The organism is Acinetobacter sp. YH12231, from assembly GCF_013417755.1.
Lineage (GTDB): Bacteria > Pseudomonadota > Gammaproteobacteria > Pseudomonadales > Moraxellaceae > Acinetobacter > Acinetobacter amyesii.
Genome location: NZ_VPDJ01000017.1, coordinates 1 through 16,184, shown reverse-complemented (window position 1 = coordinate 16,184; position 16,184 = coordinate 1). Strand labels below are relative to the sequence as shown.

Sequence of the window (16,184 nt, the reverse complement as noted above, 5' to 3'; positions counted from 1 at the left end):
GAAACCCTATGCAGGATGAATATAGCAAAGGGTTTCAATAATCAAAGTCTCATTTGTAATGACATTACATAAAATACTAAGGCTATAAAAAAGAGAAAAATTCACCATTCATTCGATTTAACTGTATAATTCATCTCATAAAATTTTAACTATCAAAAATAAAACAAAGATTTGATGTGACTTTCTATTTATTTTTTTAAATTGTGGATACACAAAATTGGGGGAATTTTGATGGTATGGTTTTGGTCACGACACTGCATTCAAGCAAATAGGCTGCTGGTCTTAGCGAGTCTATTTTGCCTGCTATGTTGTATTGCTATACCCACTTTTGCCAATTCCACCCCTCAGATCTCAAGCAGTCATTGTCCTGTTGAAATTACCCATATTGCCACAGCTAAAAGCGCTGTCGAGCAAGAGCGCCCACGTACAGGTTGGCAAAATCTGCAAAAGCTTCCAGACACATGGAATAAACGTTGGCCGGACTATCATGGTATCGCTTGGTACAAAATCCAATTTAAGTTGAACTGTGACCTCCATCAGTTAAATCAACCCATTGCTATCGCTATACAAGGCATCACCCAAAGTGGACGGATTTACATCAACGATGCCCTACTTTGGCAAGATTATATTTCAACAGAACATTTTTCACGAAGCCAACATCAGCCTAGACTATTGAACTTGCCTAGCTCGAGTTTAAAGCAAGGTGTAAATACCATTTGGGTACAAGTGTATGGTTCGGTGACCCAAAAATCAGGACTAAGCTCAGTTCAAATTGGGGAATACCAGCAAGTCTATGATACCTTTAAAATTTGGTTACTCGAACAACGACAATTAGTTGAACTCAATACGATGATTAATTTCGTCGTGGCTGTGTTCTTTTTTTTAGCATGGCTCGCCAATCGTAATGAAAGAGCCTATTTATGGTTAACCATTACAGGCATGGCTTGGGTATTTTATAGCCTGTGTATTATTTTTAATGGGCCAATTGCATTTCTAACCACCGTACAGGTCGACCGCATACAAAATATCATTTTCTGTTTTTATACGGTTTTTGGCTGTATTGGTGCATGGTATTTTGCAAACCACCCATTCCCGAAAATTCAAAAACTGTTATTAAGTCTTGCCACCATCGCCGCGCTCTGTATAGGTTTTGCGCCAGAGGCTTATTTAAAGACTGTCATCCAAATTTGTTTTAGCTTCTTTGTTTTGGTCTTTGTGGCCAAATGTATTAGCTATCCGTACTTGGCGTATAAAGCCAAAATGGCAGAAACCTATTTGCTTGCAACGCTGTATCTGATTTATTTACCGATTGCGGTACATGATGCGCACTTTATGATGACCATGGAAGGCCATGCGCTCTCACCATATACTGGCCCACTAACCACCCTCGTTTTGGGCGGCGTACTGGCTTTGCGTTTAGCTCGACACACCCGTCAAATTGAACGTTTTAATAAGACCTTAACTGAAAATGTACAACGAGCTGAACTGAAACTCGCCACTTCACTTGGTCAACAACATCAACTCGCGCTTGAAAATGCACGACTTCAAGAACGAATTCATTTATCTCATGACTTACATGATGGTTTAGGCGGATCAATTGTCCGTTCAATTTTACTGTTAGAACAAAATGATAAAATTGAAAAACCACAAATCATGTCGATGCTTAAATTGTTCCGAAATGATTTAAGACAAGTTATCGATTCGGGTTCAAGTATAGGGACGAAAGTTCCAGACACTCCGATCGAATGGGCGGCGCCGATTCGCCATCGCTTTGTACAGCTCTTTGAAGAATTAGACATGAGCTCAAGCTGGAAATTTGCTGCCGAATGGATTCACTCGCCCTCTGCGACCCAATGTCTCAATTTGACTCGTGTCGCTGAAGAAACCCTGACCAATATTCTAAAGCATAGTCAGGCTAGCAAAGTTCAAGTCAGTTTGTGCGAAACAGAGACTCAACTGATATTACGTATTGAAGATAATGGTATAGGCTTCAACCCTAACGATGTTGAACAAGGTCTACATGTTGGTCTACATAGTATGCAAACACGAATCCATCGTATCGGTGGTGAATTTAAAATACAGTCACAGCCGGGTTGTACCGTGCTTGAGGCCATTTTGCCGTTTAAGCTTGATGGTGCTGATCGTGAAGATATTGGCGATAAAATCGCCTAGCTTAATGTTATTTCATCGCTTTTGAGCTGAGTAATTCACTGTACATGGCAAATCCTCGGCACGGCTTCCGTCGGTGAGATTGAGCAAAAAGCGGATATATTCACGGTAAAAAATTTGACTTGTGCATCTCAGGACTTAAAATACCGCATTCGAATTTTTTACATTTGCCAAAGTTATGTCGAACGATCAATTAGACCAGCACGCTGTAGATCTGGATAACCTAAACGAACACCGTGAAATCGTGACGTTTATGCGCCGCTCTGCGCCACTTAATACTTCGCAACGTACTGCGCTGGAACAATATGGTCATCTAATTTTGGAATACCCTGTTGGTGATTTGCGTCAGCATTTTGAACACCCTGAACGCCCATTAACTGTAGAGATCGGTTTTGGTATGGGTCGCTCTTTGGTGCTAATGGCAAAAGCAAACCCAGAGCGAAACTTTGTCGGCATTGAAGTGCATGTTCCGGGTATCGCTCAATGTGTTTATGAAGCAGGTCTTGCAGGTTTAACTAACCTTCGAGTACTGGATGCTGATGCCATCCAAGTGCTACGTGAAATGCCAGATAACAGTATTAATACTGTGCAATTATACTTCCCAGATCCATGGCAGAAGAAACGTCATTTCAAACGTCGTTTTGTATCTCATGACCGTATGCCATTGGTTGAAGAAAAATTAGAAATCGGCGGCACATTCCACTCAGCAACTGACTGGGAACCGTATGCTGAATGGATGATCGAAGTTCTTGAAGAACGTCCACGTCTTGAAAACCTTGCAGGTAAAGGCAATAGCTACCCTCGTCCAGACTGGCGTCCGCAAACTAAGTTTGAACGTCGCGGAATTGAAGCAGGCCATAAAATTAATGACTTCATCTTCAAAAAAGTAAACTAACTTTGGAATAAAGCAAAAAACCACCGTTAGCGGTGGTTTTTTATTGCTGTTTTTGATCTAAGATTTATCTGTATTGTATCAAATCATATAAAATGAATAACCACTAAGCTACTTGCGCTTGGAGCTGACTTTGTCGAATCATATCCACGGCTTTTTCAGCAATCATCACTGTCGGTGCATTGGTATTGCCATTTACCACAGAAGGCATGATAGATGCATCGACGACACGAAGGTTTTGAATGCCGTAGACTTTCAATTCAAGGTCAACCACAGACATCTCATCTACGCCCATCTTACAACTACCGACAGGGTGATAAACCGTATCCACACGCTGACGTAAGATTGCACGTATATCATCCGTTTTGACCAGTGAGGTAAATAAATCTTACTGATAATGACTCGATAAAGACGGCGACATCATTAACTGCTGCGTCAACTTAAAGCCTTGTACCAAATCTTCTAAATCCTGTTCATCCCCTAAAAAGTTTGGATCAATCAATAATGGATCATTGACACTGGAACCACTTAGTTTGATCGTGCCGCGACTTCTTGGATTGAGCAGACACACATGACAGATAAACCATGTCTTGTATGAAATTTCCGTGCATGGTCATCTACTAACGCCACGACAAAGTGTAATTGCAAATTTGGTATTGCCAAATCGGGCGAAGACTTTAGAAAACCACCACATTCTGCAAAATTTGAAGCAATCATGCCTCGTCGTTCCTTACGATAGCGACTGATCTGCTTGAACATATCAATTGAGCCGGGTAAAGACACGCCAAATGTACCTTGGTATTCAATGATCGATGGATTTAATACACTCAAAACTTGGTCTTTATTCTTTTAATCCATAGACGTTTTAAAAGCACTGTAAGCCGCATAGCTAAAGATTTGACTGAAACAATAAATTTGATCAAAGCCTATTTCTGTCAGTAAGCTTTGATAGTGCTGCTGGCTAATCAGTTCAAAATCATCTTCTAAACGCTGCATCATTTTTGTCGCTTGCGCAGCAGATAAACCTTGCATTTGGCAAAATTCAGGCAGGACACGCTGCTCAAAATTCGAATGAGTTTGCATCAAGTCAAAACTTAAAAAAATGCCCTGCGGTTTAAGCAGCTCAAATGCTTTTGCTAAAAAATTCGTTTTCTCTGACAACGCAATGAAATGCGTCACCAAGATACTCAGCACCGCATCAAAACAACTTACTTCCTCAAAAGCAGTATGACTGCCCAAAACAAAATTGACGCGATGCAACTGTCCAGCGGCTTCAACGCGTTGCCGTGTTTGATTCAGCATATTTTCAGACAATTCTGTAACGGTAAATGACCATGTTGGATTCAAGGCCATGAGATAGCCCAATTCATAGCCCGTCCCACATCCAATGATCAGTACATGGGCATCTTCAGCGACATGGCAATTCAACACCGCCTGAATCTGTTGATGGACAAGTTCATAGCCGGGAATTAATTTTCGTATATGTGCATCATAACTTTCGACCACTTGCGGACTATTAAAATCTTTTGCCATGTAACATCCTGTTTGACATGTATGTCTAAGCTAATAAATATTCATTGTTCTATATGGATTATTTATTTCTGATGAAGTTCAAAAATCTGCTGACTCAACATTTCATAGACCGCTTTCAGGTCGACTTGATCAGCTTGCTCAAGCATATTGGCATGCATCTGCATGATATTTTGATCTCCACGCATTGCAGGGCCTGTTTGCATGTTCCGTGGTTCAGCCTGAGTGGCTTTCTTCGCTGTCTCTAAAATCAATGGATAAAGCAAGCTAAAATCGACGTATTTTGCATCGACAACCTGCTTTGCCATGTCATAACAATAATTACTAAAATTACATGCGAACACCGCAGCAAGATGCAGACTTAAACGTTGTGCCGAATCATATTGATAAACCCTTTGACTCATGCTGTTTGCTAAATCTGTTAGTGTCCTCAAATCTGTAGAATCCGCGGCTTCTACAAAGATCGGTGTAGACGTCCAGTCCACATCTCGATCTAAACTAAAGGTTTGTAAAGGATAAAACACCCCTGCTCGCAAATGTTGCTGGGTCAGTACCGTGATATTGGTGCTACCTGAAGTATGCACGATCAAAACCTGTGGCAGATAGGCTGTAACTTGCTGAATAACGGTTGCAATCGACTGGTCGCTCACCGCAATGATCAAAAGATCAATCTCAGCATTCAACTTATTTGGGGTATGAATGGCTTCTGCACCTACACTTGCTGCAAGTTTTTCTGCCTTTTCGAGATTTCGTGCATATACTTGCACAATGTGATGTTGTGGATGAAGTACTTTGAGCAAATGATGTGCAACACGACCTGCACCCACAATACTGATTCGCATATAGTTTTAACTCATTTTGGATGGCTACAGCATGTCAGGAAAATATCGGACGTGCAAATCGGGTCGTATCAATAGAATTACTAATTTTCAATTCTTCGCATTAGTTTCGCTCAGATAAGCACAAAAAAAGGATGCGTTTCATCCCTTTTGCTAGACGTCAATCTGCGTCTGATTCATGTCATGTCCATTTCAATCTAGACAAGATCATTGGTATGCACTTTCGTTTTAAGATTTACCAATGATCTGATTCAGAGTCTGTAAGTATTGTTCTGCATCGCGGCGCGCATTGAATTTTTTTTCAAATACACCCGTATTTTGCACACTGTTCGGTGTGTATTCTACAGAAACAACAAAGGTATCAAGCAAATCTCTATTAATCCGAATTGCAATAATATGATGTGAGTTTAAATAAAAACCATCATCAACCTTAACTAACATGACTCGCCTCAAAAATATTGCATAATGAAATAGATAAAAAATCTAAACATTCAAAAACTTGGATGACTTACCGCATACAGTGAGAAATACGATAAACCCACATCATTGTAACGCCATTATGTGATTTGTATTGCAAATATTATGTAATTTAAATAAATAATTAGAGAATATCATTCAGTTTATGTCTTCTAAACATGATTGATTTTCAATCCTAGCTAAAGATTGGATTAAAAGACTGGATATAAAAAAGCCTGCTGCCATACCCATGACAACAGGCTCATTTTAGTAGGAGTGATTTAACTCAAATCAATCGTACAGAGAGGTTGAATGATTAAACACTTAACATGCTATTTAAGGTTTCTGATACATTCTTCGATTTCACGACAGGTTTAAGCGCTTCAAGTTCGGCTTTGACTTCACTACGCTGCGGCTCTGCCAACGTGTACCAACGGGACAAAATTTGCAGTAACCGTGAACCGACAATTGGATTTTTCTCATCGAGGAATTTTGCTAATTCAACAATATGCTGCACACCAAAGCTCCAAGTGTTGACAGGATTGCTATTTAAGCCACCAGTAACCGCACGAATACGGTTCGGTACTTTCAAGTCATAATCAGGATGAGCAGTCAGTGCCTTAATGGTTTCCGCAGTTGCTTTCGGATGTGCCGCTTGCAACATAAACCATTGGTCCATCGACAAAGCTTCATTTTTAAAGCGTGTATAAAAGGTTTCTAAAGCTTGCTGTGCTTGTGGTGCATCATTCCAAACCAATACTTTTAAAGCACCAAGACGTTCAGACATATTGCCTGTTGAGCTGAATTGTTCATAAGCCAATTCAAATACAGATGCATCGCCTTGACGTGCCATCATGCTCAACATGATGTTTTTCAATGCACGAACGCCCATAGCTTGTGAAAACTCTTTCTGCGCATCTGGGTCTAAAGTTGCATAAGTCTCTTTAAAGAAAGCACCTAACTCACGTGCCACACGACTTAAAAGTGCTTCACGCTGTTCCTGCACTTTGGCAGGACTGTAGTCGGTATCAATACGGCTACCTAAATAACCCTCTGTCGGTACATCGAATAAACGTGAAGCAAGTAATGGATCACGCTCAACCAATGCCGGTAATGTATTTTGAATGGCTTGAACATAGATGTCGGCATCATGGCCATTTAACAAAATACGTTCTAACAAGGTTTGGCTTGCTTGCCATTGGTTAAAACCATTCGGCTCATACTGCATCAGGAATGCAAGCTCTTCATCTGAATAGTTAAATTCAAGATTAACAGGTGCAGACAAGTTACGCAGTAAAGACACAACAGGCTGGTTTTTTACACCGCTAAATGTAATTGTTGCAGTATCGGTATCAAATAAATACACGCCATCTTTGATGCCATTTTCAACCAATGCATCTGAGCTGAGAAGTAACTGTTCACCACTCGTGGCATCAAACAATGCCAAAGCCACAGGAATAGGCACAGCTTTTAAATTTGGATATTTCGGATGCGCTTTTAAGCTTTGTTTCAAGCTTAAAGTATAGGTTTGATTTGCAGCATCGTACTCACCTTTTGCTTCAAGTTTTGGTGTACCCGGTTGGTTATACCAAATCAAGAAACTCGATAAATCCACACCTGAACCCGCTGTCAGTGCTGCTACCCAATCTTCAACTGTCACAGCTTGACCATCATGGCGTTTGAAATATTCGTCAGTACCTGCACGGAATTTTTCTTTGCCCAACAATGTCGCCATCATGCGGTTAATTTCCGCACCTTTTTCGTACACTGTTGCGGTATAGAAGTTATTAATTTCAACAAAATGATCTGGACGCGGTGGATGTGAAAGCGGGCCTGAATCTTCTGGGAACTGATGTGCTTTTAATACTGCAACATCATCGATTCGTTGTACCGCAGCAGATTGTAAATCTTCTGAGAACGACTGATCACGGAATACCGTCAAACCTTCTTTTAAACAAAGTTGGAACCAATCACGACAGGTAATACGATTACCTGTCCAGTTATGGAAGTATTCATGTGCAATCACAGACTGAACGCGCATGATCGCAGCATCAGTCGTATATTCTTCATCAGCAAGCACACAAGAGGTGTTGAAAATATTCAAACCTTTGTTTTCCATTGCACCCATATTAAATGCACTGGTTGCCACGATCATATAATTGTCTAAATCATAAGGACGACCATAATGTTCTTCGTCCCAACGCATCGAGTGCTTTAAAGCTTCCATCGCAATATGACATTTTGGAATGTCTTTTTCTTCTGCATAGATTTCTAAAGCAACATTACGACCTTCAGACGTCACATAAGAGTCTTTGAGTACTGCCAAATCACCAATCACACAAGCAAATAGATACGATGGTTTTTTGGTTGGATCTTGCCAAACGGTATAATGACGACCTTCCCCGGTTTCACCCGCTTCAATCAAATTACCATTGGCAAGTAATACAGGGAATTTTTTATCCGCTTCAACACGTGTAGTAAATACCGATAGCACATCAGGACGGTCAGGATAATAGGTAATTTTACGGAAGCCTTCAGGCTCGTTTTGAGTGACGAATAAATCGCCTGCCGCTTGGTATAAGCCTTCGAGCTGAGTATTGCTTTCAGGATGAATCACGACTTCAGTTTCAATGACAGCTTGGTCAGGTGCATTTGAAATCACCAGTTGTTCTGCATCTACAACATAGGCATCTGCTGGCAAAACTTGACCATTTAAGCGAATTGATTTGAGTTCCAAATCACGACCCAATAACACCAAATCTCCAGCCGTTTGACGCTGCATCACTAATTTTGCATTTACATTGGTATGGTCATCAAAGACTTGAATATCTAGATCGATACTATCTACGACAAATGATGGTTTTTGATAGTCTTTTAAATAAACAGTTTGGTCTGCTTCGACCACTGGATTTGCCGCAATATTCATATCTCGTCCTATTCCTTAGTTATTGCTTCATCAGCTTTTTGAACACATTGTGAATGACTTGATCATACGACAAGATGCATAAGCTGTCTTCGCATTTACAATGATTTATATATGGGCTCAGCGCATGTTGTTTTCAATCATCTTTATAGAATAATTTAAAGGCTGGCACATATTTTCGCCATGTTTAAGCAAAATAAATGCCTGAGTTGAGTACAGCTATAACAATGTGCAAATTTTTTTATCTACCTAAAATAAATAAAGCGCCTATATACTAGAAAGAGAAAGTACAGGTGCTTAATCCATCTGTACGTTCAAATTATTGCGCTCAAACTTTCCTGCTTAAGACTTAGAGGATTATTGATTTGCGAAAATTAAATCGAGTGCACTGTCGTAGTCTGCTGCAAAGTAAAATTGAAATGCCGTGACTTTTGAGGTGAGGAATTGCTGAATTTCTTCCGTCGCACCCGCCACATAAATTTTAGATACTTGATGTTGCTGAGCCAGGCCCAATAACTCGATCGTCTTTTCCAGTGTTTGATCATGCCCAATAATCAGCGCACCAACCGTACCCTGTGGCTGCTTATATAATTGCATACGGGTGATATTGCTGTTTTTAAGTGCGTCTGACATATGTATTCCATACAAAGAAAGGATAAAAAAAGATCAAAACCTTTAGAAATCCAGCTGAATCATACTATGTATCAATTTCAGTAGATTCCGCTTTGTTTCAGTCCTGCAAGTTAAGATCATTAGAATTATAAGCTCAATATATACAAATATACTTTTAAAATCCAATCGCTTAGGTGATTCCTTCCAAAAAGCACCTTAACTCTCGAATCATATCAATATTCTGATTTAGATTTGATTGCATACTTCTGTTTAAACGATGCACCAAGATGTTTCTTTTTCAACAGTTTAAGCATTTTGAGAATTCATTAGACATAGCATACGCATCAATATTATTTTGTTACTTTTAAATTAATAATTTATTTTCAATATCTTAATAAAACAATATGCCGTTTATCTGCTTTAAAATGTCTACTCAAAACATTTGAGCATGCGTTTTGCATCTACTTAATTGCCAAAAGCAAAATCATCAGGCTAAAACAAAAAGAGGTGCATTATGTTTATTAAAGAACACATCATCCGTATTGAAAATATGAAGACTTTACAAGCGCTTGATGCTGCAAATATCGATCATCAGGTGATCGCAATGTTTATGACCTGCGAAGGGATTCCACTCAAAGCCTTTGAGGTCAGTTCATTACTTAACTCATATAGTGCATTAGGCACTAAAAAAGTCGCGTCTAAAAAAGTGCAAGCTTTAATACAAGCCAAACAACTTGGAGAGGAGGACGAATCGATCCCATGCCCAGCCGCCTATTAATAATCCATTCTGACTAAAAGCTGCATCATCACTATGCAGCTTTTTTAATTGTCGACTTCTCGCCTGAGCTGCCGCAACTCAAATTCCAAACCCGTCTTTAAACAGAGATGTGTATAATCAATTTAATCTTTCAATAAACGCTGGCAACATGTTCAATATTCTACGCAAACAAATGGATGAAAGTACGCAATGCCCGTTGTGTCGTGCATCTATGTATTGGGTAGATGCTGAAAAATTAGATGAGCAAGAATTTAATTTTTATCAGTGTAGCCACTGTCATCATCAAATATTTCCAGAACAGCAATACAACTGTCATTGTGAAAACTGTCAGGCCGCGCGAAAAAAACTACTGAAAGAAACCCGCTTACAAGAACAGCGTAAACTCAAAAATAAAGATATCGTTGAACGTGAATTAAGTGAACTGAGTTTTTTACAGAAACTCTTTTTGTTGGCTTTATTGGATAATCACGTCCAAGAACATACGGCACATCAAGAATTTATCGACTGGGACGCTATTAAATACCACAACATCAGCCCGAATTATCTCTTCCAACAATCACTCAAAAAGCATCTCGTGCATGAGCAAATTTTGATTGTGAAAGATGATGCGCTACAAGCTGAACAGTATTATATCAATGTCCGTCTGGATGGCTATTCGGAGCCCAGTCTTTTTAGCGTAGCGCAGCAACTCCGTCATTGGTTTTATGAAAATTTAGCCTTGGGTGTTCCCTTTAAAAGTGCTGACGAAGTGAAAGAGTGTTTGTATCTCCTACTGTTTCAAGAAATTGTGCAATTCATGCAGTTTTACTGTAAGACATGGGGCATTCAAATTGCAGGGAATAAAAGCTTTCAAGTGTTCTGTTATCGCCTACTCGACCATCTAGCGGTTGGGCAGATTTACTATATGATTCAGTCAGCACTCGAATACCTACATAAACAAAAAGCTCTGCAAGTGCGTAATGAAAATTTCATTAATACAAATCTGTTAAAAAAGACCTTACAGCAATATCGTGAACGTGGCTTACAGGAAAAATGGGAAACCTTTACTCTACCTCGTCCGCCACAACTCCCCTTTAGTAAAATGAGTGAAATTTTGCTCTTTCACTTTTTAGGACTCGATGAAAGTATCTTTGTGCAACCGATACGCCATGCTTGGAAAAAAATCGAACCTCGCTTAAATTTTTATTCCACAAAGCGCTGCATGTACTGTGGTTCACAAGAGCTCTCTGTCGATTATGATGCCGCAGATTATGTGACCCTGTTCTGCCGTAATTGTAAACATCAAGACCATTACTTCACCCGCTAAGGGAGAAACCGATGAATCAATCTGAAAATTTTGAAACGACCATGAACAGTGAATTGACTGACTTAAATAGCCCGCTTTTGCAAAGCGTCATTAATGCGTGGATTGAACTTCAATCCAAACAACCTTTGGTGCATATCCTCACCAATGCAGTCGCGAGCAATTATGTGGCCAATGTCCTTTTAGCTGCGGGTGCTTCTCCTGCAATGATTGACAATCCCTTTGAAGCTGAAAGCTTTGCCTCGATTGCCAGTGCATTGAATATCAATTTAGGCACGCCAACGTCTGAACAAATGCAGGCCATGCAAATTGCTGCACAAACAGCACAAAATTTAAATAAACCTTGGGTGCTTGACCCTGTCGGTTATGGCCCCGTTTTGCCGTGGCGATCTGAAATGGTTGACCAATTACTCCAGTACAAGCCAAGTATTATCCGTGGCAATGCATCAGAAATCAGTGGTCTTGCAGGTAATCAAGGTGAGTCACGCGGTGTCGATAGCACGCTCAATAGTGCCGAGATTTATTTAAATGCCGTACCCTTATTAGAACACTGTGAATGTGTGGCAATTTCAGGCGAATCAGATTTCATCTTGTCGAAAGAAATGAATGCGGTGATACAAATTAATGGTGGATCTTACTTACAACCCAAAGTAACGGCTTCTGGCTGCGCTTTAGGTGCGTTAACAGCAGCGTATTGCGCCGTGAGTGAAACACTAACTGCCGGTACAGTCGCAGCGCATTTGCACTTTGCGATTGCGGGTCAAAAAGCCTATGAACTTAGCTCAAGTGTCGGCAGTTTTAATGTTGCATTTTTAGATGAAATTTATAATCTCAATGAAGACGATTTCAATCAACTTGCCAACATGCAAATTTATGCACTATGAAGCTATGATAACTTGAGGAAAACAAAACAGCTTGAGTAAAGCACTCAAGCTGTTCAGGGTTTCATGCTGTTTTTGAATAATTAGAACGCGTCAAAAAGTTTAATGTGCCGTACTGTCACTTGCAGCATTGGCATCAAACATTTCTGAATCTTCGATCGTTTCTGTTGGATTACTCAAAATCATGTCGAGGTCATAGTCCCCCGCATAAACAATATTTTTGATTTTTGAACAGTCGCCATCACTCATTTCATAATTTAAGACTTTGGCTTCATCACCAATTTTAAACTCAGCACGAACGACGTTTTTATTTTCATCAAAACTCAGTTTAGGCTGAACACCTTTTTTCGAATCTTGCTGCGGATCTTGGCTATCCGTGAAAATATCAAAATCCACATTACACGCTTGTTGCGACTGCTTACAGTTAATTTCTGCTTGCATACGTTCCGCTAACGATGGCTCAAAATAGGCAGTAAGTTGATCTTTACTCAAAGCATGCAATTTCAACTCTTGATCATAAATTTGTTTGACCAGTTTTTCGGGGGCAACACATTTCTGCGATTGCTCTTGTACTTTTTGCTCTGCTGGCTGACAAGCCGTTAAAAAGATCGCCGCGCCGAAACCGAATAATCGATATATCGTCATTTGTCGCATAACACATCCATGTCCGTCATTAAACTGCCCGCCCAACTGCCAGATTCATACTTGCTTCAAAAATAGTTGAAACATTTAATTTACAAATACACATTAACCCCATGCCATCAAAATAATCTGGCACGTGCTGCATAAAAAATTGAACATGTTCATCAGATTTTTTCCGTAGCCGAACCAATTGCTCAGGCGTCACCTTCGGTAAATCACAACGATGAACAAAAATATCCTCAGCCCGATGCTGCACATCATGCTGACGGATTTTATAACTATTTAAAACATCCATATACTCTGTGGGCATCGGGACACCATGTCTTGGATAAAACTTAACAGAGCGCGAGGCAAATAATGTATATACCTTTGGTTGTGCCAATGTAGCCACAAACCACATTGGAATCGCTGGAAAACGAATCTGATACTGCATTGCCACTTTAATCGCCGAGTTTAAGGTCAGGTTTTTCCGACGATAATCAACCAATACCCCTGCCCGTGAATTAAAAATAAAAATCGGCCGATTGTTATGCATAATTTTTAATATACGCACAATGTTTTGCCCAATCAGTTTTTCCTGTTCAAAATACTGAATGATTGGTAAGGCAACAATATCGGGGTCATGCATGTATTGATAAAGTTGCTCAATTTTCGATGTCGGGAAAATACGTTGATCAAACTCCCAGAGCCGTTGAAACAACTCATGTTTTTCTTCAGTCGTGAGTTTACTAAAATCAATGATATTCTCAGTGATCGCCATACCAACACCCATTTTTTAATGGATTAACTTTGAATTTCTTCAAAGTACCTAGTTATAAATTTTTCAAAAACGATATTTAAAATGAAATAAAATTATTCATAGATCATCTATGATGATTAAAACCCCAAGTTAAAAATGAATCGCTATTTACCCTCATGCTTTTTTAAAATCAACCCTATCAATATTTTTTACTTTTGAACCGCTTTAACCCTCTAAAAGCTCAAAAGTTGCAGCGTTTTTTGACTTTTACATCATGTAAATATAATACGTTTTAACATCGTGAATTGCAGCCCTCGTTATATAGGATTTCTTATACTTTCTAGTCATAAAAAAAGACAGCTTCGAAAAGCTGTCTTAGGGTCATTTTTAATATTTGAGCATTAGGCCTGGTAATAGATATCAACCGTTTTAATGCGGTTTTCATCCATTGCCGTGACTTTAAATTGAATGCCTTTAAAATCAACCACAGTACCGACTTCTACATTGCCGTGGGTCTGATCTAAAATAAGACCTGAAACACTGATATAACCATCATCTTCTTCGATCAAATCCAGCATTTCCAATTCAAGTTCTAACTGATACAGATCGAGCATGCCTGAAGCTTTCCAATGTTCATCATCGATTTTAATCAAATCAAGTTGTTCATCTGCATCAGGGAATTCACCAGCAATCGCTTCAAACACATCGAGTGGTGAAATCAGACCTTGTACCGCACCAAACTCATCCGTAACCAATACCAAAGAGCCTTTTGAGGTACGCAAGGTATTAATCGCATCAATCACCTTCATCTTTTGGAAAATAAAGATTGGACGATGACGTTTAATCAATGTTTTTAGATCATCTTCACTGTCTAGAACATCAATAAGTTCTTTCGCGCGGACAATACTAATCACTTTATCCAAGCTACCACGACACACAGGGAATAAACTGTGCGGCACAGAAAGGACTTGCTCACGAATTTGCTCAGGTGTGTCATTTAAATCCACCCAAGAAATTTGATTACGGGGAGTCATGATCGACGCAACTGAACGCTCTGCAAGCGTCAACACCCCCCCAATCATGTAACGCTCTTCGTCTGCAAAGGTTTCTTGCGCCTGATTACCGACTTGATCGGATTCTAAGCGCCCACCCATCAGTTTTAAAATACTGTCTGCAGTACGATGGCGTAATGGAATTTTTGCTTCGTGTTTTTGAGCATTGCGTTGACTAAACTGGTTAAAGGCTTCGATGACAATCGCAACACCAATACCTGAGTAGATATAGCCTTTCGGAATATGGAAACCAAAACCTTCTGCTATCAAACTAATACCGATCAGTAATAAGAAGCTTAAACATAGGATCACGACGGTAGGATGTCGGTTTACAAAAGCCGTTAGCGGTTTAGATGCAAGTAACATCACTGCCATTGCCACAATCATTGCTGCCATCATGACATAAATGTTGTCGACCATACCGATCGCTGTAATGACAGAGTCTAAAGAGAAAACCGCATCTAAGACAACAATTTGCGCAACAACTGCTGTAAAGCTGGCATATGCCACTTTTGTTGTCACTTGAACTTCTGGTTTTCCTTCTAATTTCTCATGTAGCTCTGTGACTGCCTTATAAACTAAGAACAATCCACCGAACAATAATATGAGATCTCGACCAGAGAATGTCCAATCAAAAACGGTAATCAGGGGCTTTGTTAATGTGACCAACCAAGAGATTGCAAATAACAATCCTAATCGCATAAATAATGCGAGTGAAAGACCAAGTACGCGGGCTTTATCACGTTGTTCTGGAGGGAGTTTGTCTGCCAAAATGGCAATAAAGACTAGGTTATCAATCCCTAGTACAATTTCTAAAATAATTAATGTAAGTAAACCAACCCAGATTCCGGGATCTAACAAAAATTCCATTAGCTCTCTTCCTCATTCTGGATTGTAAGAATATCTTCAAGCAGACCAACGCACGGCGACGGATCCATAAATTTAACCTGTGTAACTATAGACCATTCCATTATGCATAATCTTGCGCATTTGTAATGTATTCAAGCATATTTTTTCGCATCAACAATATGACAAAATGTTAAAAGCGCTTAATGCGTTGCCGATTGAATGGGCTACATCAAATATAAATCTAGATCGTAATACTGACTTTTATAGATACATGCCAACGCTGTTAAAAAGATTGATTTCATCTAACTTTTTAATTAAATATTATTAAATGCGTTGTATAAGATTGTATGACAAATCTAATGAATTATTTATTTCAACCTTTTGGTAAAATATATTAGGGTGTGTTGACATTTACAGCCGATAAATTGAGCTAAAGAGGCAACCATATAAATATACAAGCTAAAGCAACAGCGCTTTGATAGTTACGTTTTAGCTTATCGTATCTTGTGGCAATTCCTC

The 16,184-nt window shown here is 39.5% G+C and carries 13 protein-coding genes and 2 pseudogenes; 5 read left to right on the top strand and 10 right to left on the bottom strand.

Annotated elements, in window-relative coordinates; all coding sequences use genetic code 11:
* The first annotated feature begins 231 nt into the window (after positions 1-231).
* Entirely contained in the window at positions 232-2,172 is a 1,941-nt protein-coding gene (locus FTV11_RS11370; protein ID WP_180074016.1) for a sensor histidine kinase, read from the top strand.
* 175 nt (positions 2,173-2,347) lie between these two features.
* Positions 2,348-3,064 carry a tRNA (guanosine(46)-N7)-methyltransferase TrmB gene (gene trmB / locus FTV11_RS11365; RefSeq protein WP_078188891.1) on the top strand — a complete coding sequence of 239 codons (717 nt, stop codon included), beginning with the start codon at positions 2,348-2,350 and terminating at the stop codon, positions 3,062-3,064.
* A 103-nt stretch (positions 3,065-3,167) separates the two neighbouring features.
* On the opposite strand, the pseudogene FTV11_RS11360 reads toward trmB, so the two are convergent.
* From FTV11_RS11360 to FTV11_RS11335, 6 genes and pseudogenes are all read right to left on the bottom strand, one after another.
* A pseudogene (locus tag FTV11_RS11360) lies at positions 3,168-3,865 on the bottom strand (GMC family oxidoreductase); the annotation flags it as partial.
* Between the two features lie 45 nt (positions 3,866-3,910).
* Positions 3,911-4,594 carry a class I SAM-dependent methyltransferase gene (locus FTV11_RS11355; protein ID WP_180007317.1) on the bottom strand — a complete coding sequence of 228 codons (684 nt, stop codon included), beginning with the start codon at positions 4,592-4,594 and terminating at the stop codon, positions 3,911-3,913.
* 62 nt (positions 4,595-4,656) lie between these two features.
* Positions 4,657-5,433 (bottom strand): Rossmann-like and DUF2520 domain-containing protein, encoded by a 777-nt coding sequence (locus tag FTV11_RS11350; protein ID WP_180049378.1) that lies wholly within the window; start codon positions 5,431-5,433, stop codon positions 4,657-4,659.
* 225 nt (positions 5,434-5,658) lie between these two features.
* Entirely contained in the window at positions 5,659-5,871 is a 213-nt protein-coding gene (locus FTV11_RS11345) for a hypothetical protein (RefSeq protein WP_180003031.1), read from the bottom strand.
* A gap of 331 nt (positions 5,872-6,202) precedes the next feature.
* Positions 6,203-8,812: an aminopeptidase N gene (pepN, locus tag FTV11_RS11340; RefSeq protein WP_180074015.1), complete on the bottom strand. Its 2,610-nt coding sequence runs from the start codon at positions 8,810-8,812 to the stop codon at positions 6,203-6,205.
* A 354-nt stretch (positions 8,813-9,166) separates the two neighbouring features.
* The gene (locus FTV11_RS11335; RefSeq protein WP_078193640.1) at positions 9,167-9,442 is read right to left on the bottom strand and encodes a hypothetical protein; all 276 of its coding nucleotides are present in this window, start codon (positions 9,440-9,442) and stop codon (positions 9,167-9,169) included.
* A gap of 493 nt (positions 9,443-9,935) precedes the next feature.
* On the opposite strand from FTV11_RS11335, the gene FTV11_RS11330 reads away from it, so the two are divergent.
* The 3 genes from FTV11_RS11330 (at position 9,936) to thiM (ending at position 12,386) form a co-directional block, all read left to right on the top strand.
* Entirely contained in the window at positions 9,936-10,199 is a 264-nt protein-coding gene (locus FTV11_RS11330) for a hypothetical protein (protein WP_078193641.1), read from the top strand.
* 148 nt (positions 10,200-10,347) lie between these two features.
* The gene (locus FTV11_RS11325; RefSeq protein ID WP_180074014.1) at positions 10,348-11,505 is read left to right on the top strand and encodes a hypothetical protein; all 1,158 of its coding nucleotides are present in this window, start codon (positions 10,348-10,350) and stop codon (positions 11,503-11,505) included.
* A gap of 11 nt (positions 11,506-11,516) precedes the next feature.
* Complete coding sequence (gene thiM / locus FTV11_RS11320) at positions 11,517-12,386, top strand: hydroxyethylthiazole kinase (RefSeq protein WP_180074013.1); 870 nt, start codon at positions 11,517-11,519, stop codon at positions 12,384-12,386.
* 99 nt (positions 12,387-12,485) lie between these two features.
* On the opposite strand, the gene FTV11_RS11315 is transcribed toward thiM, so the two are convergent.
* From FTV11_RS11315 to FTV11_RS11300, 4 genes and pseudogenes are all read right to left on the bottom strand, one after another.
* Positions 12,486-13,037 (bottom strand): hypothetical protein, encoded by a 552-nt coding sequence (locus tag FTV11_RS11315; RefSeq protein WP_180007324.1) that lies wholly within the window; start codon positions 13,035-13,037, stop codon positions 12,486-12,488.
* A gap of 19 nt (positions 13,038-13,056) precedes the next feature.
* Positions 13,057-13,785, bottom strand: a complete 729-nt coding sequence (locus FTV11_RS11310) for a hypothetical protein (protein WP_180074012.1) — start codon at positions 13,783-13,785, stop codon at positions 13,057-13,059.
* Between the two features lie 380 nt (positions 13,786-14,165).
* Positions 14,166-15,686 carry a transporter associated domain-containing protein gene (locus tag FTV11_RS11305; RefSeq protein ID WP_180074011.1) on the bottom strand — a complete coding sequence of 507 codons (1,521 nt, stop codon included), beginning with the start codon at positions 15,684-15,686 and terminating at the stop codon, positions 14,166-14,168.
* A 409-nt stretch (positions 15,687-16,095) separates the two neighbouring features.
* Positions 16,096-16,184, bottom strand: a pseudogene (locus tag FTV11_RS11300) (IS5/IS1182 family transposase); the annotation flags it as partial.